This window comes from uncultured Arcticibacterium sp. (assembly GCF_964021845.1).
Classification (GTDB): domain Bacteria; phylum Bacteroidota; class Bacteroidia; order Cytophagales; family Spirosomataceae; genus Arcticibacterium.
Genome location: NZ_CAXHZC010000003.1, coordinates 152,168 through 176,565 on the forward strand (window position 1 = coordinate 152,168; position 24,398 = coordinate 176,565).

Genomic DNA, 24,398 nt, shown 5'->3' on the forward strand with positions numbered 1-24,398 from the left:
ATTAAATAATATTTAAACAACAGTAAGCATATTTCCTCCCCAAGAGTACCCTACCCCAAAACCTGCCAAAACAATTTTGTCTCCGCTTTTAAAGCTATGTTTGTGCTCTTTTAAAACAATGGGTAATGTAGAAGAAACAGTATTTCCGCAGTTTTGCATATGCATTAAAAAGTTTTCCTTTTCAATACCCACCTTCTTTCTAAGGTGATTGAGCATAAAAGAATTGGCCTGATGAAAAACAAACCAATCTATTCCTGAAACACTCTCTTCACCGTTCTTCTTTAATGTTCCGTCAATGAGACCCGGTACTGCAGCAATGGTAAAATTAAAAACAGCAGAACCATTCATGTACAAGTAATCTTCCGCCGAATCATCACCCAGTTTAGTCGACTTCATTCCTCCATTTTTTACAATCAAGTCCTCATATCCACTGCCGTCTGTTCCTAATTCAAACTCCCCTATCTCCGCAAAGCCATCGGTACTTATTAGGCTTGCAGATGCCGCATCACCAAAAATAGTTCTATTCCCCTTGTCTGATGCTTGAATGTGCTTTGAATAGACTTCTGAGGTAATTAGTAATATATTTTGAGCAATACCTGCAGCAACCAAACCTTTTGCTAAAGCAAGACCATAAACATATCCTGAACAGCCTTGATTGAAGTCTAGTGCTCCTGCGGTTTTAGGAATCCCAAGCCTATCCTGCACCAAACAGGCGGTAGTAGGTAAGAAATAATCAGGACTTTGTGTACAGAGCAAAACAAAGTCAATTTCGGAAGGGTCAATCTTATTTTCAGTAAAAAGCTTCTTAGAAGCAGAAACAGCCATGTCAGACACAAACTCATCTTTAGCCGCAATATGTCTTTGACTTATACCTACCTTCTTTGCCACCTTCTCCACAGTCCATTCTGGAAACTCTTTGACTAGTTCTTCATTCGTCAAAATGGTTTCTGGCAAATAGTAAGAAATTGCTTTTAAAAAGGCTGCCATAATTATCCGTTCAAATATCCTATCTCTGGAACTACTAAATTTTCTGTTTCAAAATAGACCGAAGCCCATGACAAACCAACACCAAAGCCACAAGCTATATTTTTCTGAGTAGTGCTTTTCAAGGTTTCCTGACGCTCACTAACCAATGTTAAAGGAATAGTGGCGGAACTTGTATTACCAAACTTGCCTAAAGAATAGGGCACTTTAGATTCATCAATCTTTAACTTCTTTCGAATTTTCTCATTCATAAAAAGATTGGCCTGATGAAAAACAAAATTATCAACAGTATCCATATCAATGTCAAAAAAAGAAACCAAGTCTTTCACACTGCTGGGGCCTTTGCTTATTCCAAAAGAAAAAACATCCATTCCCTCTAAAACCAAATCTGCGTCGGTTCTGGTTACTCCTTCACCAACCTCTTTTTTTATAAAAGATTCTGCACTAAAAGGGCTTCTAAAACCTCCATCTTTTATGATAATAGCATCTTTGCCCGAGCCGTCTGTACCAAAGCTAAATTTCATTTCGGCAGCATCGGTATCGAACTCTAATGCCGTGGCAGTACCAGCATCTCCAAAAAGCGGATAAGTACTTCTGTCTTCTGGAGAACATGTGCGAGTAATAGTGTCCCCAACTAAAAGTAACCCTTTTTTGAAAAGTCCACCTTGCATTAAGGCAGCGATATTACTTAAACCAAACACATAGCCACTACATCCCATAGCTATATCAATGGCGTAAGAACCTTTCGAAAGGCCAAGTCTATCTTGCAGTATTGTAGCTGTAGCCGGAAGTAAATAATCCGGTGTTTGTCTTACAAATATCAAACAATCCACCTCTTCCGGGTACCAGTTTAATTCTTTTAAGAGCCTTTCGGCCGCATCATGACATAAATCTGAAGCACAAATATTCTCGGAAGCTACATGTCTTATTTGAATACCCGTGTTTTTTAGAACCTTTTCAGCATCAGAAACCAAAGGGTCAGTCAAATTGTCTTTCCTCAAGGCGGGAACCGTAGCTGCCAAGCCTCGAATACGAACATTAGGTATATTTAAATGTGACATTTTTTATTTTTTTGAAGCCACTACATCCATTAAATCTTTAATCGTTGTAGAGTTTCTGATATCATCTCCACTTACTTTAACGCTGTATTCCTCATCTACCATAGCTATTATCATTAAAGCCACCATAGAGTCCCACTCTTCTAGTTCTCTGAATTCTGTTTCAGGTTTGAATTCTGAAATATCAGTTTCATCAAATTGCTCAGCAAAAAGTTGAATAAATTCTTCTATATCCATACGTTCCAGTTCCTTTTCTATGTATAAATTAATGCCACAAAGTTAACGAAAAAGACAGTAATAATTATGATGTAGATCAGCCCTATAGCTTTCTCAAATAAAACGTACTTTCTATGACTGGTGTATCTGGTGTTTGATCACCTTCGTTAAGTTTTACATCACCCTCTTTAAAAGGTATTACACCTTCAGAATAGAACAAATACTCTGCCTCTTTTGGTATAGGTTTTACAGGAGCCCTAAACGGGTGAATAGGAATTAAAGTCCTTTTAAAGTTAGCCCCCCATAAAGGATAAACATAATCTTCGTGTTCTTGTTGTGTACCTAAAGCCACAACAGCATCCTCTGGGACTAGCTTTTCAAAAGCATAGTATGCCTCTGTGCTTTCAGGACGAGTTTGTGTTAATTGTGCAATTCTATCCTGTTTAAAAATACTTCTTTCTCCTGTTAAAGGATAAAGCCCTCTGTGGGTTAATGTTAAAACCCCCGAAATTACGATTATCAAAGAACAGAATACTAAGTATACTTTACCTTTACCAAGTTCAAAGAACCAAGCTAATAAAGGAATAAACCATACCACCATGTTCATGAAATACCTGCCTTTAATAGGATCATAAGGTGCCGAAAAACAAAGCGACAAAAAGTGTAAAAGGCCAGCTATAATAAAAATTAAAGACAGCTGAACCTTCTCAGAAGTCCTGTCCTTCACGGCACGCATTAAGACAAAAAACAAAATTGGCACAACCAACAAAAAACTGACAATGCCCCAAAAAGGTCTTTCTTTATAAAAATGCATGGTTTCATTTCCCATCATTTCAAAAGGGTACACCACCCAGTATACACCCCGTTCTAAGCCAAACTTATCAAAAAACCTATTTGGCAAGTAACGGAAGACATTATTAACCTCAGAGCCTAACTGCGTGTTCCTAATACCATCTAATTGTAAAAAATCTGATGAATATCGTAGCACATTAAACTGAAAGTTCTTTAATTTTTCTACTCCAGAATAACCTTCTATACCATGCCATTTCATAACCTCCGCTGGGGCAGAAAGTGCACCCAAACTAAATTCTCCAACCTCTTTAACATTAGCAATGTAACCGTTTGGCAACACATAAATGAATAGACCAAGAAACAATAAGGCGATGGTTTTGAGAATTTTCTTTCTCACCTCGCCACTTTTCCAAATCATGAAAATAACCAAAATAGCGACTGGGGGCCCTATTAAAAGAAATGTTACTTTATGCGAAACCCAGATGGAAGAAGACAAAACGAAAAGGCTTACATTTTTCCAAGAAGCATTTTTATAAACTTTTAGAAGATATAAAACAACCAAACCTAGGTATGCAGACTGTACAATGTCCGTTTCTGTAGTAACAGCCTGAATTAAGGCAGAAGGGAGCAAAGCCGAAATTAGTCCAACAAAAATGGCTCCTCTTCTATTAGAAAAAATCTCTTGAGCTATACTATAACTCGTAATCACAAAAACCCAATATGAGAGGAAATGAATAAGTTTAAAGCCCTTTTCTCCAAAAATATGAAAACCTAATATTTGAAGAGATGGCAAGGAGTTAGGGTAAAAGTCAATAGACCAAGTGGTACCACTTAGTCTATCCATATTTCCATTTTGAATGTAATAGGCACACTTTACTAAATGTCCGGTCATACTATCCCATTCATTGGGAAAAGTGACAAAGAGAACATAAACATTAATAAATGTACATACTATTAAGCCACCAGCTAGAATAACAAAAATCAGCTTTTCAGCAAGCTTAAATTCAAACCAAATCTGTTTTTTTTCGGCTGTAGACTCTCTAAAAAGCGTTCTAAGCCTTATCCCTTCCCCCTCAGTAAAACGAAGTGTTAAAAAATATAAAACTCCACATATTAAGGAAAGGCTAATTGACCAAGATATTGCACTTCCAGTTTGACCAAAGAAAGACAATACATAACCCAAGGGTATACATATGCCCACAAGACCCAAAAAAGTAAGAAGAAAATAAGAGCTGACACTTTTAGCTAAAGCTACACCAATTTTGTGCAACAGGAAAAAGAATAATGCAAAGAATACAAGACTCACTATTATCATTTGAACGCATTAAGCACCCGCACTACGACGAATCTCCTCCAAGATTATTTCCTTCATAAGAAGCTTTCTCTTTTGAGTTTTGAGGTTGTTAAACATCATTCTATCCATGTCTCCGCTACCACTTCCTCCCACATTAGAAGTTTCTTCTAACTGCTGAAGGTCGTGACGTGCTCGACGAACAATATTCTCCATTTCACGGTACTTCGTATGGTTCTTTTGATCATCATCTAAGAAATTAAAAGTAGGGTGTTTTCTACCTACTACTTTCATCAAGTAACTTAACTCAAATATTTTATCACAAGCAGCTCTAAATCGTTCTGCAACATTTCTATCAGCTACATGAGAAGGTACTCTAATGTTTTTCCACTCATTAAGAAGCACCTTGGCTTTAACGGTAGAGTCAAATATGGCATCATTTTCTGCGGCAGCTAATCTTTCTGCCTCTTTCATCATTCTTATTTGAGCTTCTACCCGAGGGTCTACTCTTCTTTGAATCTGAATTCCTTTTGCTTTACAATATTTCTCGTAGAATCCCGTGTTCGATTTCTTAAAATTCCTATAAAGGAACTTCATCATTTTAGCTGGAAGCTCTCCTACTTCTTTCCATTCACGCTGCATGCGTTTCATGTCTTCAAAAGCATCATCCCAGTCTCTCCTTCTATGAAGGTCATAAGAAGTCTCTATCAAAGCTTCATACTTAGCCTTACGCTCATCAATGATTCTGTTTTGTTCATCAAAGAACGTTTTTCTTCTTTGATAGAATGAATCTAAAAGTGACTTAAATTCTTCTTCCTTTTCATCGTTCAGCTTTTTCTCAACAGGTCCGGTTCTAATCCAACGAGTTCTAATATCTTGAAGCTGATCGGAAACTGGTCCCCAATCATCACTATTAGCAATGGCTTTTGTCTCAGAAAGTAGTTCTTCCTTAACCTTTAAGTTATTCTTTTGATTTAACTCAATCAAGCCATTTAGATAAGCTTCCTTAATGTCCAATCTTGACAAAAGTGGAATAAAGTTTCCAATGCCATCAAAACTTTCTAATCTCTTTCTAAGTTGAAGTAATTTGGTAAGGTATGACCCTTTATTAGCAGCTTCGTCAATTTCCTTTTCCAGTTGTTCTACCTTTTTAACCGCTATATCATAACGATTAATAAAGTATTGAAAAGCTTCTTCTTCTGTTCTTTTAACTTCTCCAATTTGTCTTTCAGGTAGTTCTAAATACCCTTTTAAAAATACCTTACTGTCTTTGATGTAAGCGTATTCATTTTCTAAAGTAGCACCTTCCATTTTTTATTGTATTTGAATCAGGCTAAAGGTTGTAGGTTTATAAACCGTAAAACTCGGGGTTTTTACTCACAATCCAAAATAGCGTTGGTTTAATTCGAAATAAAGGCCATCTAAAACAAGAGGCCATATTTCTATATATTATTTAAAGAATTTTTTTACGTCAATTGCTTCTAAGTATCTATTAAGTTCCTCTTTAACCTTTGGAAACAGGAAGAAAAGGCCAAACATATTAGGGAAAACTAATGCCAAAATCATAGCATCAGAAAAACCCCAAACGGCTGACATATTAGCTGCTGCACCAATAACAATGAAGATTAAAAACATCACCTTATAAGACAAGTCAGCCATTTTACTTTTTCCAAAAAGGTACATCCAAGCTTGTAAACCATAATAAGACCATGAAATCATAGTAGAAATAGCAAACAAAACTATAGCTAATGTTAAAACATACGGAAACCATGGAATAGCGGACTCAAATGCCATAGAAGTTAATACAGCCCCTTCTACCTCCACGCCATCAATCAAAACTGTAGAACCACCATATTCAAAAATTCCAGTACTATTATAAATAATAATTACCAGAGCCGTCATAGTACAAATAACTACCGTATCAATAAATGGCTCTAAAAGTGCTACTAAACCTTCCGATGCAGGATACTTAGTATTAACCGCTGAGTGAGCAATGGATGCAGAACCTGCACCTGCCTCGTTAGAGAAAGCCGCTCTTTGAAAACCTACCATCATTACACCAAAAAAACCACCCCATCCTGCTTCCATTGTAAAAGCACTAGAAAAGATTTCGCCAAATGCGTAACCAATCATATCATAGTTAGAGAAAATAATAAAAAGGCAAGCCAAAACATATATTCCAGCCATAAAAGGAACAATCTTTTCGGTTACAGAGGCAATTCTTTTTATACCTCCAATAATTACAATACCCACCAATACGGCTATACAAACTCCTATAATTGTTCCTGAACTTCCTCCAGTAATACCCATCAGCGAAGCTAACTGAGAAGCAGCTTGATTAGACTGGGCAGCATTACCACCTCCAAAAGATGCTCCGACACACAAAATAGCAAAAATCACGGCTAAGGCTTTTCCCAAACCAGATTTACCTATTTCTGTAAAACCTTTCTTAAGATAATACATAGGCCCACCATAGACCGTTCCGTCCTCACCAATATCCCTATACTTAACACCTAAAGTACACTCCACAAACTTTGTGGACATTCCTAAAATCCCACAAACTATCATCCAAAATGTAGCTCCAGGACCTCCTAATCCTACTGCCAAAGCAACTCCAGCGATATTTCCCAGCCCAACAGTTCCCGAAACGGCAGTAGCCAAAGCTTGAAAATGACTTACTTCTCCTTGTTGTCCTTCCGCTCTTATGGTATCCACGATATCACCATCAACTACGTTGAGGTTTGATGTGGTTACCGGCTCTTCACCTTGCTCTATATGATCATATTTACCTCTAACTATATTGATAGCTAAAGGAAAACGTCGGATATTAATTACTGAAAAATAGATTGTAAAAACTAAAGCACCACCCACCAAAAGCACCAAGATAAATGGAACGTCAAAAACCCTAAAGAGAACAATGTTCCCCCAAGCCTCGGCAATAGGCGTAAACCAGTCGTTAATTATTTCGTCAATTCCTTTTTCAGGGGCCAAAAAGGCTAGGAAGTTTAATAGCATCATTTTTAAATTGGGTTATAGCTTGTTTATAAAAGGTTTTAGCTCGCAAGATAAACGAATTAGTAACACTTATTAAGAAATATCGATATCAAATTACTTATTTCAGTATTCTTCCTTCATGATTTTACTGTTTTTTAGACCAAACACAAAATATGTAGGCAATTCAAACCATTTTTAGTTGCAAACCAAAATCCAAGATAATTCAGAGAATCGCCTTGGTTAATTATTGAACTCTCTAAAAGTTGTTCAACGCAATATAAACGAAAAAAAAGAGGCTTAAAAACTCAAGCCTCTATTAATTACTACTACGTCTCGTCGCACCTCCTAGAACTTGGGGCACGACAATGACTTTTTTCTCCTTCGAGCACTTGGACTTCGTTTTGACTCGTAGGGGTCAAATTGATACGCTATTGATATTTCATGCGAACCTCCAGAAGATGCTCCTAATCCACTTATAGTTAAATCATAACTATAACCGAATGAAAAATTATCAAATCTAAAACCAGCTAATGCTACTATGGCGTCATGGTTCAAAGCATCCGTATCATTTTTCTTTACAGGAATTCCTCTGTACCATAAACCAAAAGTTAATGGACTGTAGGTTACATAAGCTCCTAAGTCTAATTGATTAAACTTCCCTTGTTGCTTAAACAAGAATGTTGGAATCAAAACAAACTCCTTGTTACTTGAGGTTGACAAATCTGCCAATGGGATATTTAAACCTCCATTAACCATAATTTTTCTAGCTAAAAAATCATTTGAGGCAGTAAAGGCAATGTCCGGCTGCGTAAGGTGGTGTACAGATACTCCTAGATAAGCTTTGGGATTATAATACAAAACACCAGCACTAAAGTCTACAAAATGCACAGTACTGCCAGTATTAGCCAATGGGTCTCCTGAAGGATCTCCTGTGTAACCATTATTATCAAACTGATCTGGAAAAGTTAAGCCATTGGAGTCAAAACTTCTGTTTGAACTGGTAGCTTGAACACCCATTCTCAAGAAATGGTCATCTATCAAATTTAATTGATAAGAATAGAATCCAGATACTTCTGTATTCTTTAATCTGCTAGCTCCCTGCTGATCACTCACTAACATTAAACCCACACCACTGTTGAATTTGTCAATATAATGATCCAAAGAAACTGCTGATGTCGTATAATTGGCCGCCAATGAGGGCCATTGGTTTCTAAAATTAAAAATAGCCCTTGGTGCATAACCACTTCCTGTAAAAGCAGGATTGTGATACATAGGAGCTGCGTAAAATTGAGAAAATTGAGGATCTTGTGAAAAGGCCTTATTCCCTAAACAACTTAGAAACAATAGTATGTAAATGCTTTTTTTCATTTAATCACTTCAGTGTTAAAGATACATTGACCTATTCTACAATTTTCATTCCAATTATATCTTTGGCTAAAATGAACCTTTTACTTAGGTATAGTTAACTGACATTTTTCTTCAAAAAGATCACATAAACCATAAACAAGCTTACTTACAACGAATTAAACGACCGTAAATTATAAAGCTTTACCTGCCTTGTTAAGACTAGATTGATTTGAAAATAAATTAACATCAGCCTCAACCATTTCTTTTACCATCATTGGTAAGTCATATTTTGGTTTCCAGCCAAGCTTTGTTTTTGATTTTGTAGGGTCACCTATTAAAAGTTCTACTTCTGTAGGTCTATAATATTTCGGATCAACCGCCACCACTGTTTGACCAATCGGTATTTGAAACTTAGGATTTGAACAAGCTGCTACTACGGCAATCTCTCCTTCTTCGCTACCCTTAAACTCTAGTGTTATCCCAACTTCGCTAAAAGACATCTTAACAAAGTCTCTTACAGTAGTAGTAATACCTGTAGCAATAACAAAGTCCTCTGCTTTGTCTTGCTGTAAGATGAGCCACATGGCTTCAATATAATCCTTTGCATGCCCCCAATCTCTTTTGGCATCCATATTTCCTAAATAAAGGCACTCTTTTGTTCCAAGAGCTATCTGAGCCGTGGCTCTAGTTATTTTTCTGGTAACAAAAGTTTCTCCTCTTAATGGAGACTCATGATTAAAGAGAATGCCATTACAAGCATACATATTATATGCCTCCCTATAATTCACGGTAATCCAGTATGCATACATTTTAGCCACCGCATAAGGTGAACGAGGGTAAAAAGGCGTTGTTTCTTTTTGAGGAACCTCTTGTACAAGACCGTACAGTTCTGAAGTTGAAGCCTGATAGATTCTAGTCTTTTCTGTCAATCCTAAAATTCTAACCGCTTCTAAAATCCTCAAAGTACCTATCCCGTCCACATTAGCCGTATACTCGGGTGAATCAAAACTAACCTGCACATGAGACATGGCTCCAAGGTTATAAATTTCATCTGGCTGAACATCTTGAATAATTCGAATGATATTAGTAGAATCACTTAAATCTCCATAATGAAGAATAAACCTTACATCTGCCTCATGAAGATCTTTATAGATGTGATCTATCCTGTCTGTATTAAAAAGAGATGCTCTCCTTTTTATACCATGAACTTCATATCCTTTTTCTAATAAAAACTCAGCCAAATAGGCTCCATCCTGACCAGTAACGCCAGTAATAAGTGCTTTTTTCAAAATACTTTAATTTATTTTTAAACCTCTTTGAACATCCACATTGTCCATTACAACCTTTGCCGAAGAAAATCTACTAACTATGGAAGAATAATATTTTTCAGCATCCATTTTCTTTAAAAAATCGCCAACCTTAATTCTATAAGTAGGCTGACTATAAGACTCGTAAATTTCTAATTCGGGAAAGTGTTGAAGAATATATGACTTTGCCTGCTCAAAACCTCCTCTACTATTCCCTGCATAAACTTGTAACCTGTACCCAGGCAATTCAGATATAGATGAATTATATTTTGAAATTTCAGATAATACACCATCAATTTTTACATTCTCACTTTTCAACTCCTCTGGAACATACGCTCTAGTATCCAATTCCTCTTCAACAAGCTCTTTAACGCTCTCGTTAAAATCATTTTTTGGACGAACTCCGCTTAATGACTCTTCATAATTAGAAACCTCATTGGAGCTACCACCGTTTTTGGAAGTAATGTTTCTTGCACACGAAAAGAGAAAGGAACTAAAAAGAAAAAAATATAGGAAGTGCCTCATATATTTGAATTAAATCCCAAAGACTTTATGATTTTTGAATTTACAAAATTATGTGATTTATTGAACATTTTATCGAAATAAGGAAAAATGACCTTCCGTATAATAAATTAAGACCTAAAAAATCAGCATTTCAAAGAGCAAAAAAACAACACTATGAATTCAATTCCATAACTTGGTCAAAACTCATTAAATGAAATAACTCTTGTTCTCCCTTAAACAAAAAATACTATTAGTTTTCATTGCCCTCTGGGGAGGAAGCGGAACATTGATGGGTCAATCGGCCAAAAGAACAACAATGTGGCTTGAGTCTAGCCTATTCCTTGCCAATGAAAATAAAGCTCCCTTTTGGCTTCAAACGAATAATTATGGAGAAACTCCGGAAACACTACCTTCCCTACAACTAAAATATTCACTTAAAACCCATTATGATAGCTCAAGAAATGTTTTGGATCAATTAAAAAAATTTGACTGGGCATATGGTGCTACCGTGGTAAACAATTTTAGTAAAAAAAATCAATTCCTCATTTCCGAAGCTTATTTAAAAGCCCGTTGGAAAGCTATAGAATTCTACGTTGGTAGAAGAAAAGAAATATTTGGATTTACCGACACCTCTAGCACTTCTGGCTCCTATATCTGGTCTGGAAACGCTTTACCCATACCTAAGATACAATTACATACCCCAGGGTATGTCCCAATTGATAAGAAAGGTGTTTTCTCCTTTAAAGCAGGAATATCACATGGTTGGTTTGGCAAAGACAGTGTAGTTTCTAGCCATCTTTTGCATCAAAAATGGTTGTATTTAAAACTCGGTAAGGAAAACAGTAAAGTGAGGTTTTATGGAGGAGTAAACCATCAAGCCATGTGGGGCGGTTATTCTGAAATATTAAAAGACGTAGGTGGAAAATACCCACCAACAATAAATGGTTACTTGGCTCCGTACCCGTTGTACTCATACCAGTACCTACTAGTTCCTTTTTTACAGAAAATTGTACCTCCAAATGGTCAAAAGGTGACTCAAAATGACGGGGGTAATGCCGTAGGTAATCAACTAGGCTCTGTAGATTTTGGCACTGAAATAATAATCAATGATTTTAAACTTTTTGTAGGAAAACAACAACCCTATGACTTTGGCCGCTCTATTAAAAACCTTAATAATATAGAAGACGGCCTTTATACCTTTAGCTTAAACCTACCATACTCCAAGCTAAATAAGCTCGCTTTCGACTTTTTCTATTCCAAAAGTCATGGAAGGACGAAGTTCGGAAAAGTGAATGCAAGTAACAGAGGAGAGATTGACAACTATTTTTTTCATGGAGTTTACCAAAGTTGGTCCTATAAAAACAGAATAATCGGCAACCCTTTTATTATTTATGAATCTGAAAATGGGGAATTAACATACAATAATAGAGTGAAATACTTTTCTGTCTTATTCAAAGGAGACTTGAAATTTGTCACTTATGAAATAAGACATGCATATTCCCTTAATTATGGAATTTACGGAAAAGAATTCTTCAAAAAACAACATTCTTCAAACTTATTGCTTCAGAAAGTATTAAACACGAAATGGCTTTTGCAACAGACAATTTCTTTTGACAGTGGCTCTCTTTATACCTCCTCTTTTGGCTCTAGAACCTCATTAAGATATATATTTAAATAGTCAATTGTTTACGTAAACAAATGCCGTTAAATAATAAAGTTAAAAGATAAGTTATAATCTACGTACATTTATAGTCTTTTGGGTGAATGGGCATGGGGAAAAATATAAAGACAAAAACATACTTTTCAATAGTTGCAAACATCTTCGTTTTGATGATGATTTGTGGCAGCACACATTCCCAAGACCTTTGTAACAGTTCTGAATCTATTCAAGATGGTTTTGAATTACTGACCCCTGCGGTTGGCTGTGGTCCTTACACGGTAAAGCTTGAAGATAAAACTGGCGGCTCTGACATAAAATACATTTACTACTATGGAGGTCAAGATAAATCTGAGTTAGATGGCCTAGGCCCACTAAACAGTCTTGAAAACACCTATTTCAAGCCAGAAGAAACATCTAATTATACTATTTTGCAGTACGGCAAAAAACCAAACGGAGAAGAATTTTATTCTTGTAAAAATGTGACAGTACGCGTAGACAATACTCCTAAGTTTAGTTACACGCTATGTAACAACAATAGCTTGACCATTGATATTCCGAAAACTAATGTAAATGATTTTGATTATTATGAAATTGAATGGGGAACTGGAGCAAAAGAAACGGTTGCAAAAACTGAATTATCATTTTCAAAAACCAAAAACGTAACAGTACCTGTTAATATCAATGTAGAGGGCTTCTACACAGGTCTTGCATTAAGCTGTGGAACTCCTAGCCCAATAACAATAAACCCAACCAGTGCGGCTGGAATAGACTTAGAGTTTCATCCGAATATTGATAAAATTGCAATGAACACGGGAAACGCAGGTACAATTACCTTTTCCGGTGCCCTAAGCGGCTCGGGGTATGAGATATATAAAACAGAAAAAAATACCCCTTATAATACGACCCCCTATTTAAGTAACCAACAGCCTGGAAATATTCCCTTTAAAATTGAGGACTCCACAAAATCATATTGTTTCTATGCTATAAGAAATATTTCATGTGGAATTGAACAATCAGCAGAAATCTGTACCATTCCTTTTTTTACACCAACCTCAACAGAGCAAGAGAATATTTTGAATTGGGATGAATATAAAGAAAGACAATTCGACTGGCCAAATCAGCCTATATATGGAAGATTTTTAGAGACTAGTACCTCTATAATGGTAAAAGAGAACCTTTCAAACATCTCTGAAGTTTTAGTGCCCAACACCCCTACAGAATACTATCATACTATTAACTGTTCTAACGACTATTGCTACAGAATAAAAGTACAGACTTCAGGACAACTTTTCAGATATAAATATGAGGGCGAAAGCATATCAAACGAAATTTGTGTTTCTCGAAAAAGCTTTAAGCCTGATAGTATAAATAATCTATTTGTATCTATTGAGAACAATTCACCCATCGTCAAATTCAGGGATGATAGTGGTTGGCTGTTAAATAAAGATAAGTATTATCTCTATAGTGAATCTAATCTTGTTGACAGTATAGATGCATCCCAAAGCTCTTTTAACCCTGACTTAGACGCCTCTTCTAAAAGTCAATGCTTCCAGGTTCAATACTTAGATGAATGTGGCAGCAAATCTAAACTTTCTCCAGAGGTTTGCTCCATTCTTCTAGAAACAGACAATGCCTCAGAACTTTTTTGGGAAGAGAGTTTTCCTTTCTCTCCAAATTCAATAGCCGCGTATGAAATTATCGCCATTGATGAAACTGATCCTAACCTGAGAACATCGATTTTATCAGGAACTAACTTTGCCAATGGGGAACACGAACCCAACCTAGAGAATAATGAATCTGAAGCACAATTCATAATACGTGTTATAACTTCATCCGGTCTTGAGTCTTACTCAAATATCGCTACGCTACCTATTGAATCAGAGCTGTTTTTCCCAAATACATTCTCCCCAACTAGTAATGTAATAGAAAATAAAACCTTTAAGGTTTATGGAAGCTTAAATGCTTTAAGTTCCTTTGAAATTAAAGTTTATGATCGCTGGGGAAGAATAGTTTTTTATAGTGCCGACCCTTACTTTAATTGGGATGGAAATTATAATGGAATAGCTTTACCTTCGGGAACTTTTACATATAGTGTTGAGGCTCTTAACAAAAGAGGCGAAGTCCTTTCTTACTCGGGTCTAATTAATATAATCAAATAATGAGAAAGGGTTTATTCTGTATACCAATTGCTCTTGCGTTCTTGTTCGTCGGAAAAAATGGTCGTTGTCAAAGTATAATTAAGAACAATAAGTATACAGTGTCATCCTCTTTGTTTCTCTCAACCACAGATAAGCTTCCTTTTTGGTTACAAGCTAACCAATATGGAGAAGTCCCTTACGAATCACAGTTTGTCCAGCTAAAAGGGTCTGTTAAACACGAATACGACAGCCTTTACACACAAAATAAAATTCTTAATAAGTTTAGTTATGGCTACGGCTTAACTGGTGCAGTCAATGCAGGAAAAATAAACCAAGGTATACTGTCCGAAGCTTACGCCAAAGTTCGTCTTGGGGGTTTTGAATTATATGCAGGCAGAAAAAAAGAAATAGTTGGTTTGGTTGACTCTGTCATGACCGCAGGTTCTTTAATTTGGTCTGGAAATGCCCTACCCCTTCCTAAAGTTCAAATCTCACTTCCAAATTATATATCTATAACAAAAAATGATCTTCTCAGCGTTAAAGCAAGTTTTGCCCATGGTTGGTTTGGAAGTGCTGATTCAGTACAGAATTACTATTTACATCAAAAATCAATATACCTTCGAATTGGGCGTCCGGTTTGGAAAGTAAAAATTTACGGTGGTTTTAATCATCAAGTACAGTGGGCAGGTAAACCCGTAAAACCTTTTTATGATCAAAAAACAGAACAATTCATCACTGATTTTCCAAGTGATTTATCTACATATTTAAAAGTAGTAACTGGGACTAGTCTAAACAAAGACCTAGATGCTGGACAAACCAAAGATGGAGTACCCTTTAACGATGCATTTAATAGAGCTGGAAATCATTTGGGCACCTTGGATATGATGTTAGAGTTTGAGCTTACCTCTGGATTTATTAAGTTATATCGAAGTAATATATATGAAGATGGCTCTTTATACTATTTAAACAATGTCAGTGACGGCCTTACTGGAATCTCCTATTCTTCTAAAAACTCTTTACCAAATTCAAGAAGATTCCAACTCAATGGTCTTAATCTGGAATACTTGAGCACAACAAATCAAGGTGGCTCTCTAAGTGCCTTGGGGTTTATTCCGGAGTTTCGTGGAGTTGACAATTATTTTAATAACGGCATCTATCAAGATGGCTATACTTATAAAAAAAGAACTATTGGAACTCCATTCATCCTACCATTAACATCTTATAGCAACCATTTTAGCGAGTCACAACTCAAGATAATTAGCCCAAATTATTTGGTAAACAATCGAATAAATGTCTTGAGCTTAGGGGCCCTAGGTAAATTGGATGAAACAATTTCAGTTATGCTTAGGTACTCCACCTCTCTTAATAAAGGCAATTACCGTTTCCCTATTTCAAAAAAGCAAAACTCTTTTCTAGTTAACATTACTAGAAATCAAAAAACAATTAGTTACCGCCTATCTATAGCTTACGATAACGGAGAACTTTTACCAAATAATTTTGGAGGAAACGTCACTATAGCGAAATCTTTTTTATAGCCTTAGTGTCTAGCACTTCATACTTAGAGTTTTGACTAGTATACTCAGGAACTATGTCTTTTAAAACCATGACCAATTCCATTGCTGTAGCACCGTTTAGAGACTTACGAAGCGAATTAATAGCACTAGAAATCTCCTCCAAAGAGTTTGGCCTAACTTGAGCAATAAGTATTTTAGGGTGATGTGTTGGTTTAGTTGACTCAGCATCATTTAATAGTTCTTCAAACAGCTTCTCTCCTGGCCTTAAACCTGTAAATTCAATATCGATATCTTCCCCAGGCTCCAACCCTGATAAACGAATCATTCTCTTAGCTAAATTAAGTATCTTAACTGGTTCACCCATTTCAAAAACAAATATCTCACCACCCTTACCCATCGTACCTGCTTCTAAGACAAGCTGACAAGCTTCTGGAATTGTCATGAAATATCTAATAATCTCAGGGTCTGTAACAGTCACAGGCCCACCAGACTCTATTTGTCTTTTAAAAAGAGGAATTACAGAACCATTTGAACCCAACACATTGCCAAACCTGGTAGTTATAAACCTCGTTGAGTTTTGCTGTAAGCTTAAGCTCTGGATATACATTTCTGCAACTCTCTTACTCGCACCCATTACATTTGTTGGGTTTACCGCCTTATCTGTAGAAACAAAAACAAACCGACTTACATTATGTTTTAGTGCTAAATCTGCTAATTGACAAGTCCCTAATATATTTACTTCAATGGCATTAAAAGGATCCGCCTCCATAAGTGGAACATGCTTATAAGCTGCAGCATGAAAAATAACATGTGGTTTATACTTTGTCACCAAATGCTCCATCCTATTTAAGTTTGTAATATTACAAACAACGAAGTCTAAGGTTGTTTTTTCATCCTCCCTATTCCTTAGCCGTTTTAGTTCAGATTCGATATCATAAATGGCCGACTCTGCTTGGTCAATTACCACAATTCTAGATGGCTCAAACTTAAGAGCCTGACGAATAATCTCAGAACCTATGGAGCCAGCTCCACCAGTAATCATTATAGTCTTATCTTTTATATAATCAGAAACTAAACGATTATTAAGTTTAATTGGCTCCCGTTGCAACAAATCTTCAATTTTAATTTGGTGAATTTCGTTAGCTTTAAGCTCTCCATTCATCCATTGTTTTATGGGAGGCAATGTTTTCAACTTAACTCCTGTTTCCAAAATTTCATCAATTATTTCATTTCGCTGTACAGAACTAATACTCTGAATGGCAAAAATCACTTCCATCTCCGGGAAAAAGGCCAAATTTTTTGCTATAAACTCTTTAAGATTTTCCTTTTTATTTAAAACGCTTACTCCCTCAATCGACTTACCCTTTAACTGAGGGTTATCATCTAAAAAACAAATAATTTTATACTTATACCTCTTATCATTCAATAGAGAATTTTTTGTTATCCGTCCTAAATGACCTGCTCCGTAAATTATAACATGTTTTTCTTTCTTATATGTAGTTATCAACTTGTCATAAACCAGTTTCACAAGAAAACGACTTGCTATCATGGAAAAGGTCAAAATGAAAAAGTCTATCAATAAAATAGATGATGGGATTGCTAGCTTTATTCCAAAAAAGGAGTTGTAAGATAAAATAAACAGCAAAACACTCGAAGAGAAAACAGCCTTAATTATGACCTTGGCGTCTTCAAAGCTAGTGTGCCTTACTATTCCTGTATAAGAACGGTAGAAAAGAAAAAAAACTAATCGGAAGAGCGAGACTAAAAAAAGATGGTACTTAAATAAACCTGGGCTCATATAGTCTAATTCAAAATTAGACTTAACCATAGTAGCTAAAGTAAAGGAAACTACTACAATAAAAACATCAATAACCAGAATGAGCCATTTAGAAACAAAATTCGTTGTGTATTTAGTTAATCTTCTCATCAAGTTGTACTTTACTTTTATCAAAATTACGTCTTAATACTCAGCTTTCTAATTACCCTATTTGAGTTTTTATTTAACGGAAACTTGAAATGTTTTTTCAAGCCTTAATCTACAATACAAGATCAAGACAAATACAGTAAGATAAGGTATTAAAAAAAACACATCCAAGATTGGATAATAAATAATCCAACAATTAAGTAAAGCTTGTACCACAGCATATAACAACGCCACCTTTAAGTGCCCAAGCCCAACTTCATTTGTTAGTAATTGATAAAAATGACGACGATGTGCTAAAAAAATATTCTCTTTATCATAAAGCCTTATCAATATTGTACTTATCGTATCCAATCCATATATAAAAATAAGAAAAATGTATTTATAATTGTTGGAAACTATTACCAACCGAAACACAAAAAATATTATCAAAAGACCTATCCCAATGCTTCCAACATCGCCAGAAAAGCCTTTAGCCCTTTTTCTGAAATTATAGGACAAGAAAATGAGTAGACTAGCTCCCACGAAAACTAAAAAATCGTTATCAACAAACTCAATAAGATACGTATTAATATAAACCAATGTCAAAACGGTAATCAGCCCGTAAGAGCCCGTTAAGCCATTGATTCCATCCATAAAATTAAATCCATTAATAATACCTACACCAAGAATGAGAAGAAAGCCAACCCAAAGAAAATGTTCGTCAAAAACACCAAGCTCAAAAAGCAAAAGACAAACGGAGACTATTTGTACCAGAATTCTCGTTTTACTTGAAATGGTGTATATATCGTCTATAAAACTAATCGTTCCTGCTAAGATCAGTCCTAGCATAAAAAATGGGTACTGAAAGTCGCTATAGATAAAATAAAAAATAGAAGAAAGTATAAAGACTATTCCTAAACCACGAATGGTTACCTCACTATGAGAACTTCTCTCGTTTGGTACATCTACAATATTAAACCTAGTTGCCATTTTAATATAAAGCATCGTAGAAAACACCATCAACAGGAGAAGTAAAAAATAAGTCATTTCTTAATATTAAGATAAAAATCCAAAATGGATCTAGGCTTCCAACCCAACTCTAAAGTAGCTAAAGAGCTGCTAAAGGTTAAATCACAAGTGATTTTGTTTAATTTGTTAGAATTAACTAAAAAACTTTTTCCTGTAACATACTCTATCAAGTCGCCAATTTTAGCCACAAACTTTACAGCAAACAAAGGTATTAAAAACGTCTTCTTTGAAACACCAAAACTTTGCTTTATTACTTTTTCTAACTCTCTAAAGGTAAAGTCCCTTCCATCCGAAAGGTTATATATTCCGCCAATTTCAAAAGCCCTAGGTATCACATCTGCAATATCAGAAGCTAACACCGCACTCTTTTGTGCCGTATTTCCAACAATTCTTGCGTAATAACCCTTTTTTATCGCAGATATCATGGCCCCTAGATTGCCTAATGGTTTATCTCCCACAATTAATGCTGGTCTCAGGATAGTTAAAACTATCTGATTTTCATCACACCACTCTTTAATAATTTCTTCACTTTTGATTTTGCTAAGACCATAAGGATCTTTTGCATTTAGTGGGGACGATTCCTCTATGGATGTGCCCTTTTCTAAGCCATACACGGCAACGGAGCTTATGTAAATAAAGTAACGAGGCCTTAGTTTCCTCTTTTGTAAAGCCAGTAAAAGATTAGAGCTGATCGCTACGTTTCTATTATAAAAATTAGCTTTATCCACTTTTGATTTAGGTATATAATGTGCCAAACCCGCACAATGAACCACCGCATCAATATTGCCTTCACCAATTTCTGGTACTTCCGCAGCCAAATCACAAACAATATTGTTCTTATTATTTGTTCTTGTCTTTCTAACTATTTCTATAATCTCATTATTTACAATCAACTGATTATAAATATGAGAACCAAGAAAGCCTGTAGAGCCTGTTAATAATATATTCATAAAAATAGAGCCTTTATTCCTAAAGGCTCTATATTAAAAATAACACTAAATATGCGAATTATTTAATAGACGCTTTAAGAGCTTCATTTTCTGCTTTTAAAGACTTAACCTCTTTATTTAGTTCTATCATGTAAAGAGTCAATTCCTCAATTTTCTCCATAAACATTTTAGATGTTTCTGCTACTTCTAAACCATTTGCAGCCATTTGGTCTGCAGAAGGAACATTAGGTAAATGATTATTTTCATTTACAAACTTCTCAACATCACTTAATGGCATTAATTTATAATCATCAGCAAAAACATAATCTGCCCAGTCAGCAGAAGAAGCTAAAGCTACTTTTACTTTCTCTGTTAAAATACCACCTTTTACTAAAAGGTTATACCCTCCAGAGGTGTTTGCAGAAGCTCTTTTTGCTGGATCCACATCTCCGATAGACACAAACTTAGCAGAGAAATCACCATATATAAGTGGGGTGGCAGTATTAGAAGCGGCTACATATAGTTTATCAGAACCGGTTTCATTATAACCCGCAGAATATCCAATTAATACATTTCTACTACCTGTAGAATTATAACCCGCAGATCTACCAATAATAGTATTATTACTACCGGTTAAGTTTTGAGACATTGCATTTTGTCCAATAGCAATATTATAAGCTCCAGTAGTATTCTTCTGAAGTGCAGCATCTCCAACTGCAACGTTTGCAATTCCTTCATTGTAAGACAATGAATTTCTACCAATCGCCATATTAAAATTACCTGGATTTGCTTTAAAGCCTAAAGCGTTAGATCCAATAGCAACGTTATAACTAACTGCACCCGCAGCCTGAAGCATTGAAAAATGACCGATAGCTACGTTATCAGTACCAGTTGTTATATTTCTCATTGAAGCATAACCCAGTGATAGGTTTCTCGAGGTAGAATTTCCGATTTTACCCGCTTCTACACCATTGGTCTTAAACATAAGAGCCTTATCATCAGTAGTTCCTATGAAATCTACTCCAGGAGTTGTACCTGCATTACCCGATTTAGTCCAATCGTTAGGATCTGCTGCAATAGACTTCGCCTCATTGTCAGTCATTGCAGACCAATCTTTACCATTAAAAAAGTAAAAACCTGCATCTTCGCCAGTTTGATACACTAACAAACCCTGAGCAGGATTATCAATTAAATTTCTTTCTTCCAAACTCATTCTAGGTATCAATAGACCCTTATTTTGAGATTGAATATCTAATACCGCAGAGTTATCTGGACTTACCGTTCCTATACCTACGTTATCTTGTGCAAATGTGCTTGTGGCTACAGCAATTCCAAGAATCGCAGGCAGCAGTTTGTAAAATTTCTTCATGTTATTTTTTTTTAGTCAATTATTACGAAATAAAAGTATACACCATTTTCTTTAATCTAAAGCATAATAGACCTTTTTTATTAAATGGTTTTTCTAAATCTTAAAACTTTCGGTACTTCTTTACAGCATTAAAAGTCCAATTTACGAAGAACCAAGCAGATTTTAATATATTTATTTTCTCTATAACTCTATAAGTTTTCCAAACCTCCACCGCCGAATTAAGTTTATTTCTGGAAACAGAACCAGGCAATACTCTATATGCCATCAAATCTGACTGTAAACCATAAGCTTTAGACTCCCTTTTCAAAATTTCTAGCCATAGCACAAAATCATCATAATAAACTTGCCTCATTTTTATTGGCCATGACACAAACTTGGTGTCAATTAAAACAGTTGATGTAGCAATTGCAGTATTTTTAAGCAGCTCACTGTATACTATGGTTTTGGGAACACTTACACGCTCACCTTCTATATTTCCTTTAAAGCGATGAAACTCCGTAAAAGAAAAACCAATGGACTTATTCAGCATAAAATGAAGTTGCTCTTCTAGTTTATTTGGGCTCCAAAGATCATCCGCATCTAAAAAAGCCATGAACCTTCCGGTGGCATTTGACAAACTCCGGTTTCTTGTTTCCGCTGGTCCTGAATTTTCCGTATTGCAAAACAGTTTGATACGTTCGTCTTTTGCTACATACTCATTTACTAAAGCCACACTATTATCTGAAGAGCAGTCGTCACTTATTAACAATTCCCAGTTTTGATGAGATTGATTTAAAACAGACTCTATAGTTTCTGCAATATAATCTGCAGCATTAAACATGGGTGTGATGATTGAAACTTTCACTCTTTCTCTCATTTGCAATTCATTTCTTCCAAGGCTTCTTCTAAACCATATTTTGGCTCAAAAGCTAAAACCGCTTTCGCTTTATTAATGTTTACCTCGGGCGTACCAAAATGAAGAGCTCTGTATATACCATTTAGACTAAGCTCATTTGAGCCTTGCTCAGCCTTTGACTTTGAAGACTCCATCTTCTTTTTAAGCACTTTCAGTAGAGGACGCATTAAAAACCCACCAATGCTAGAATAAAGAATCTTAATAACTAGATTCTTAATAGTACTTTCAGCAAACAAGTTTTGATTACTGGCAGAACAAATAAACTTACGCTTCTGCAAAATTCCGTGCATTTTGTATAGATCTTCCCATAGATAGGGAGTTCCATTAGAAATTAAAATTGGCTGATACTTATTTTTGCTCTCTACCTCTTTTGAACCAGCCGCCTTAAAAATGGCCTGTGCCACGTCTGCTACATAGACAGCAGCCAAAGTCCCCTTTCCTTTTTTAGGAATTATTAAATTGGGGGAGTTAAGCAAACTCATGAACGTCTTGCTCCAGTTTCCTTTTAAGCCGTAAACAATAGAGGGCTGTAAAACAAGTTTTAGTAATGAGGACCTGTCTGTCTTTAATATTTTCTCAATACGCTGCTTTTCCTTCGTGTAGATATCTCCATAACCAGACATGTCTGAAGTTTCTGAAACAGGAGAACCTTCAGTTTTTAAATCATAAACTATATAAGAGCTTAGGTAAACTAGTGTCTTTACATTGTTGGCATTGCAGGCCTTTAAAACATTTTTAATACCCGTAACATTATAGCTATACATATGATCAAATCCAGCATGAACCAAAACGTCACAGCCTAGCGTGAGCTCTTCAATAGATTCATAAAGGTCTAATGAGCCAATCACCTGAACAACATTTGATTTCAGACCGACACGGCTCTTTCTGCTGAGAAAACGTATCGAAGAAAATGAGTCTCCATAACGTTCCAAAAAATCGTTTCCTATAAAGCCACTTCCTCCTATTATTCCTAATGTCATGCTCCCGTCTCTAAATGGTCTGCCAATCTCATGGCCATGGCTGCAATGGTTAGACCTACATTAACATTGCCAGAGGTAGGAAAAACCGAGCCATCACATACATAAAGATTATTCGTATTAAAAACCTTTAAATCGGCGTCTACCACACCATTCTCTTCAGAAGAGGCCATTCTAGCGGTGCCTACATGATGTGCCCCCGATGTAAAAATATTCTCCCAATTGAAATCTTTCTTTGTATGAGTTATTTCAAAATCTTTACTATCAAAGAAATTTTCAAGACACATATTATATACCATTCTCATGTTTTCAAGATCATAATCTGTCAAATGCCAATTTACACTTGCCTTTTTATAACCGAATTCATCTTTCTTATCCGATAAGCCCACAAAACTGTCCCAGCTAGGTACTTGTTCGGTCATAAAAAACAAATCGGCATAATTATAAGAAACATTAAGGGATAACTTGTAAGTCAAAATTTGCCTAACCACATTCAGGTTTAATAAGGTGTTTTTAATGTCTGATAAACTGAGTTTACCGCTTTTATAGGTAAGTAGAGATAGTTTAATTTTCTCTGACTTATCATCTATTCCCTTGACAAAAGATGGTCTAATGTAAAAATTGTGGTTTGGAAGCTTATACTTTTCTTGGGTTTCTTCCGTAAAAACCAATCCAGTTTTAATTTTTGTTCCTTTACCGTAAGGCGTGGTACTATATATATGAGCTTTTTGTTTCTTCCTAAACTTTAGCTGAACCAGGTTACCCATAGGGTGATCCATAAGGTACCGACCAATATTCTTATTCTTTATCCACTTAGAGTTTAGAAGCAAGCGTGGCGTTTCTAAAGCTCCTGCACAGATAATGAACTTATCTGCCAAGACTTCTTTCGTTTGCTTTTGCCCCACACCAATCACGCAGGAACTCACTGAGCCAGAGCTAGCCTCTGACTTTAACTCTAAAGCAGTAGAATCTGAAAAAACCTCCACATTAGCATATTGGTCTGATATCTCTTTAATGGTCCTCTTTAGGCTTAAAATCTTCTTCGGCTGCTGAAAAAGTTTATTTTCAAGAAGCTTCTTATTAAAGTTTATACTTTCAACAGACTTTTTCAAGAATGCATTTAGCCTATTCAGAAAAAAATAATCATACTCTTCTATTCCAAAAAAAACAGCCGCCCTCTTATAATAAGGCATAATGTTTTCTTTTTTAATGGGCCAACCACTTTGCGGAATCCAAGAGCGTTTTTTAAAGTCTATATCATCCAAAAAGCTAAGAACTCCGTGCCACAGGTTACTAGTTCCGCCAAGCTGAACACTTGTGGTAATCATTTTAAAAGGCAAACCGTCGGACTCGTAATGAGGTTCGGCCTTAGGTCTCTTGCCCCCTGCTTCAATAATGGCAATTTTACAGTTCGGGTTATTTTTAACCAAAGAATCTAGAAGCATGCCTCCACCTATTCCCGAACCAATAATACAGTAATCGTATTTCATT

Annotated in this window: 19 protein-coding genes; 3 read left to right on the forward strand and 16 right to left on the reverse strand. The window is 35.7% G+C overall.

Annotated elements, in window-relative coordinates; all coding sequences use genetic code 11:
• Positions 1 to 12: 12 nt before the first annotated feature.
• From AADJ06_RS10175 to AADJ06_RS10215, 9 genes are all read right to left on the reverse strand, one after another.
• Positions 13 to 987 (reverse strand): ketoacyl-ACP synthase III, encoded by a 975-nt coding sequence (locus tag AADJ06_RS10175; protein ID WP_341226334.1) that lies wholly within the window; start codon positions 985 to 987, stop codon positions 13 to 15.
• A gap of 2 nt (positions 988 to 989) precedes the next feature.
• Positions 990 to 2,045, reverse strand: coding sequence for a ketoacyl-ACP synthase III (locus tag AADJ06_RS10180; protein WP_341226335.1), 1,056 nt, complete (start codon positions 2,043 to 2,045; stop codon positions 990 to 992).
• A gap of 3 nt (positions 2,046 to 2,048) precedes the next feature.
• A complete protein-coding gene (locus AADJ06_RS10185; RefSeq protein WP_341226336.1) occupies positions 2,049 to 2,279 on the reverse strand; it encodes an acyl carrier protein in 231 nt (76 codons plus the stop codon).
• A gap of 82 nt (positions 2,280 to 2,361) precedes the next feature.
• Positions 2,362 to 4,356: a glycosyltransferase family 39 protein gene (locus AADJ06_RS10190; protein ID WP_341226337.1), complete on the reverse strand. Its 1,995-nt coding sequence runs from the start codon at positions 4,354 to 4,356 to the stop codon at positions 2,362 to 2,364.
• An 18-nt stretch (positions 4,357 to 4,374) separates the two neighbouring features.
• Positions 4,375 to 5,652 (reverse strand): DUF349 domain-containing protein, encoded by a 1,278-nt coding sequence (locus AADJ06_RS10195; RefSeq protein WP_341226338.1) that lies wholly within the window; start codon positions 5,650 to 5,652, stop codon positions 4,375 to 4,377.
• Positions 5,653 to 5,790: 138 nt separating this feature from the next.
• Positions 5,791 to 7,359 carry an alanine/glycine:cation symporter family protein gene (locus AADJ06_RS10200; RefSeq protein WP_341226339.1) on the reverse strand — a complete coding sequence of 523 codons (1,569 nt, stop codon included), beginning with the start codon at positions 7,357 to 7,359 and terminating at the stop codon, positions 5,791 to 5,793.
• Between the two features lie 321 nt (positions 7,360 to 7,680).
• Positions 7,681 to 8,703 (reverse strand): type IX secretion system membrane protein PorP/SprF, encoded by a 1,023-nt coding sequence (locus AADJ06_RS10205; RefSeq protein WP_341226340.1) that lies wholly within the window; start codon positions 8,701 to 8,703, stop codon positions 7,681 to 7,683.
• 170 nt (positions 8,704 to 8,873) lie between these two features.
• On the reverse strand, positions 8,874 to 9,971 hold the full coding sequence (gene gmd / locus AADJ06_RS10210) for a GDP-mannose 4,6-dehydratase (RefSeq protein WP_341226341.1): 1,098 nt from the start codon (positions 9,969 to 9,971) through the stop codon (positions 8,874 to 8,876).
• Positions 9,972 to 9,977: 6 nt separating this feature from the next.
• Positions 9,978 to 10,514, reverse strand: a complete 537-nt coding sequence (locus tag AADJ06_RS10215) for a hypothetical protein (protein WP_341226342.1) — start codon at positions 10,512 to 10,514, stop codon at positions 9,978 to 9,980.
• Between the two features lie 202 nt (positions 10,515 to 10,716).
• On the opposite strand from AADJ06_RS10215, the gene AADJ06_RS10220 reads away from it, so the two are divergent.
• From AADJ06_RS10220 to AADJ06_RS10230, 3 genes are all read left to right on the forward strand, one after another.
• Positions 10,717 to 12,171, forward strand: a complete 1,455-nt coding sequence (locus AADJ06_RS10220; protein ID WP_341226343.1) for a capsule assembly Wzi family protein — start codon at positions 10,717 to 10,719, stop codon at positions 12,169 to 12,171.
• A gap of 92 nt (positions 12,172 to 12,263) precedes the next feature.
• Positions 12,264 to 14,312, forward strand: a complete 2,049-nt coding sequence (locus AADJ06_RS10225; RefSeq protein WP_341226344.1) for a gliding motility-associated C-terminal domain-containing protein — start codon at positions 12,264 to 12,266, stop codon at positions 14,310 to 14,312.
• A 98-nt stretch (positions 14,313 to 14,410) separates the two neighbouring features.
• Entirely contained in the window at positions 14,411 to 15,826 is a 1,416-nt protein-coding gene (locus AADJ06_RS10230) for a capsule assembly Wzi family protein (protein ID WP_341226345.1), read from the forward strand.
• On the opposite strand, the gene AADJ06_RS10235 is transcribed toward AADJ06_RS10230, so the two are convergent.
• From AADJ06_RS10235 to AADJ06_RS10265, 7 genes are all read right to left on the reverse strand, one after another.
• The gene (locus AADJ06_RS10235) at positions 15,804 to 17,732 is read right to left on the reverse strand and encodes a nucleoside-diphosphate sugar epimerase/dehydratase (protein WP_341226346.1); all 1,929 of its coding nucleotides are present in this window, start codon (positions 17,730 to 17,732) and stop codon (positions 15,804 to 15,806) included. The genes AADJ06_RS10230 and AADJ06_RS10235 overlap by 23 nt on opposite strands.
• A gap of 69 nt (positions 17,733 to 17,801) precedes the next feature.
• Positions 17,802 to 18,755, reverse strand: coding sequence for a UDP-GlcNAc--UDP-phosphate GlcNAc-1-phosphate transferase (locus tag AADJ06_RS10240; protein WP_341226347.1), 954 nt, complete (start codon positions 18,753 to 18,755; stop codon positions 17,802 to 17,804).
• Entirely contained in the window at positions 18,752 to 19,687 is a 936-nt protein-coding gene (locus AADJ06_RS10245; RefSeq protein ID WP_341226348.1) for an NAD-dependent epimerase/dehydratase family protein, read from the reverse strand. Before AADJ06_RS10245 ends, AADJ06_RS10240 begins: the two co-directional genes overlap by 4 nt.
• A gap of 58 nt (positions 19,688 to 19,745) precedes the next feature.
• On the reverse strand, positions 19,746 to 21,035 hold the full coding sequence (locus tag AADJ06_RS10250; RefSeq protein WP_341226349.1) for a hypothetical protein: 1,290 nt from the start codon (positions 21,033 to 21,035) through the stop codon (positions 19,746 to 19,748).
• 100 nt (positions 21,036 to 21,135) lie between these two features.
• Complete coding sequence (locus AADJ06_RS10255) at positions 21,136 to 21,879, reverse strand: glycosyltransferase family 2 protein (RefSeq protein ID WP_341226350.1); 744 nt, start codon at positions 21,877 to 21,879, stop codon at positions 21,136 to 21,138.
• Positions 21,880 to 21,887: 8 nt separating this feature from the next.
• A complete protein-coding gene (locus AADJ06_RS10260) occupies positions 21,888 to 22,910 on the reverse strand; it encodes an NAD(P)-dependent oxidoreductase (RefSeq protein WP_341226351.1) in 1,023 nt (340 codons plus the stop codon).
• Complete coding sequence (locus AADJ06_RS10265; RefSeq protein WP_341226352.1) at positions 22,907 to 24,397, reverse strand: GMC family oxidoreductase; 1,491 nt, start codon at positions 24,395 to 24,397, stop codon at positions 22,907 to 22,909. The genes AADJ06_RS10260 and AADJ06_RS10265 overlap by 4 nt, the downstream gene beginning before the upstream one ends.
• Position 24,398: the final 1 nt, after the last annotated feature.

Excerpts from the sequence above, each read along its gene's own strand:
- AADJ06_RS10265 (WP_341226352.1), bottom strand. The coding sequence starts at position 24,397 with ATGAAATACGATTACTGTATTATTGGTTCGGGAATAGGTGGAGGCATG.
- AADJ06_RS10200 (WP_341226339.1), bottom strand. The coding sequence starts at position 7,359 with ATGATGCTATTAAACTTCCTAGCCTTTTTGGCCCCTGAAAAAGGAATT.
- AADJ06_RS10215 (WP_341226342.1), bottom strand. The coding sequence starts at position 10,514 with ATGAGGCACTTCCTATATTTTTTTCTTTTTAGTTCCTTTCTCTTTTCG.
- AADJ06_RS10245 (WP_341226348.1), bottom strand. The coding sequence starts at position 19,687 with ATGAATATATTATTAACAGGCTCTACAGGCTTTCTTGGTTCTCATATT.
- AADJ06_RS10175 (WP_341226334.1), bottom strand. The coding sequence starts at position 987 with ATGGCAGCCTTTTTAAAAGCAATTTCTTACTATTTGCCAGAAACCATT.
- AADJ06_RS10250 (WP_341226349.1), bottom strand. The coding sequence starts at position 21,035 with ATGAAGAAATTTTACAAACTGCTGCCTGCGATTCTTGGAATTGCTGTA.
- AADJ06_RS10205 (WP_341226340.1), bottom strand. The coding sequence starts at position 8,703 with ATGAAAAAAAGCATTTACATACTATTGTTTCTAAGTTGTTTAGGGAAT.
- AADJ06_RS10225 (WP_341226344.1), top strand. The coding sequence starts at position 12,264 with ATGGGGAAAAATATAAAGACAAAAACATACTTTTCAATAGTTGCAAAC.
- AADJ06_RS10235 (WP_341226346.1), bottom strand. The coding sequence starts at position 17,732 with ATGAGAAGATTAACTAAATACACAACGAATTTTGTTTCTAAATGGCTC.
- AADJ06_RS10180 (WP_341226335.1), bottom strand. The coding sequence starts at position 2,045 with ATGTCACATTTAAATATACCTAATGTTCGTATTCGAGGCTTGGCAGCT.
- AADJ06_RS10185 (WP_341226336.1), bottom strand. The coding sequence starts at position 2,279 with ATGGATATAGAAGAATTTATTCAACTTTTTGCTGAGCAATTTGATGAA.
- AADJ06_RS10240 (WP_341226347.1), bottom strand. The coding sequence starts at position 18,755 with ATGACTTATTTTTTACTTCTCCTGTTGATGGTGTTTTCTACGATGCTT.
- AADJ06_RS10195 (WP_341226338.1), bottom strand. The coding sequence starts at position 5,652 with ATGGAAGGTGCTACTTTAGAAAATGAATACGCTTACATCAAAGACAGT.
- AADJ06_RS10260 (WP_341226351.1), bottom strand. The coding sequence starts at position 22,910 with ATGACATTAGGAATAATAGGAGGAAGTGGCTTTATAGGAAACGATTTT.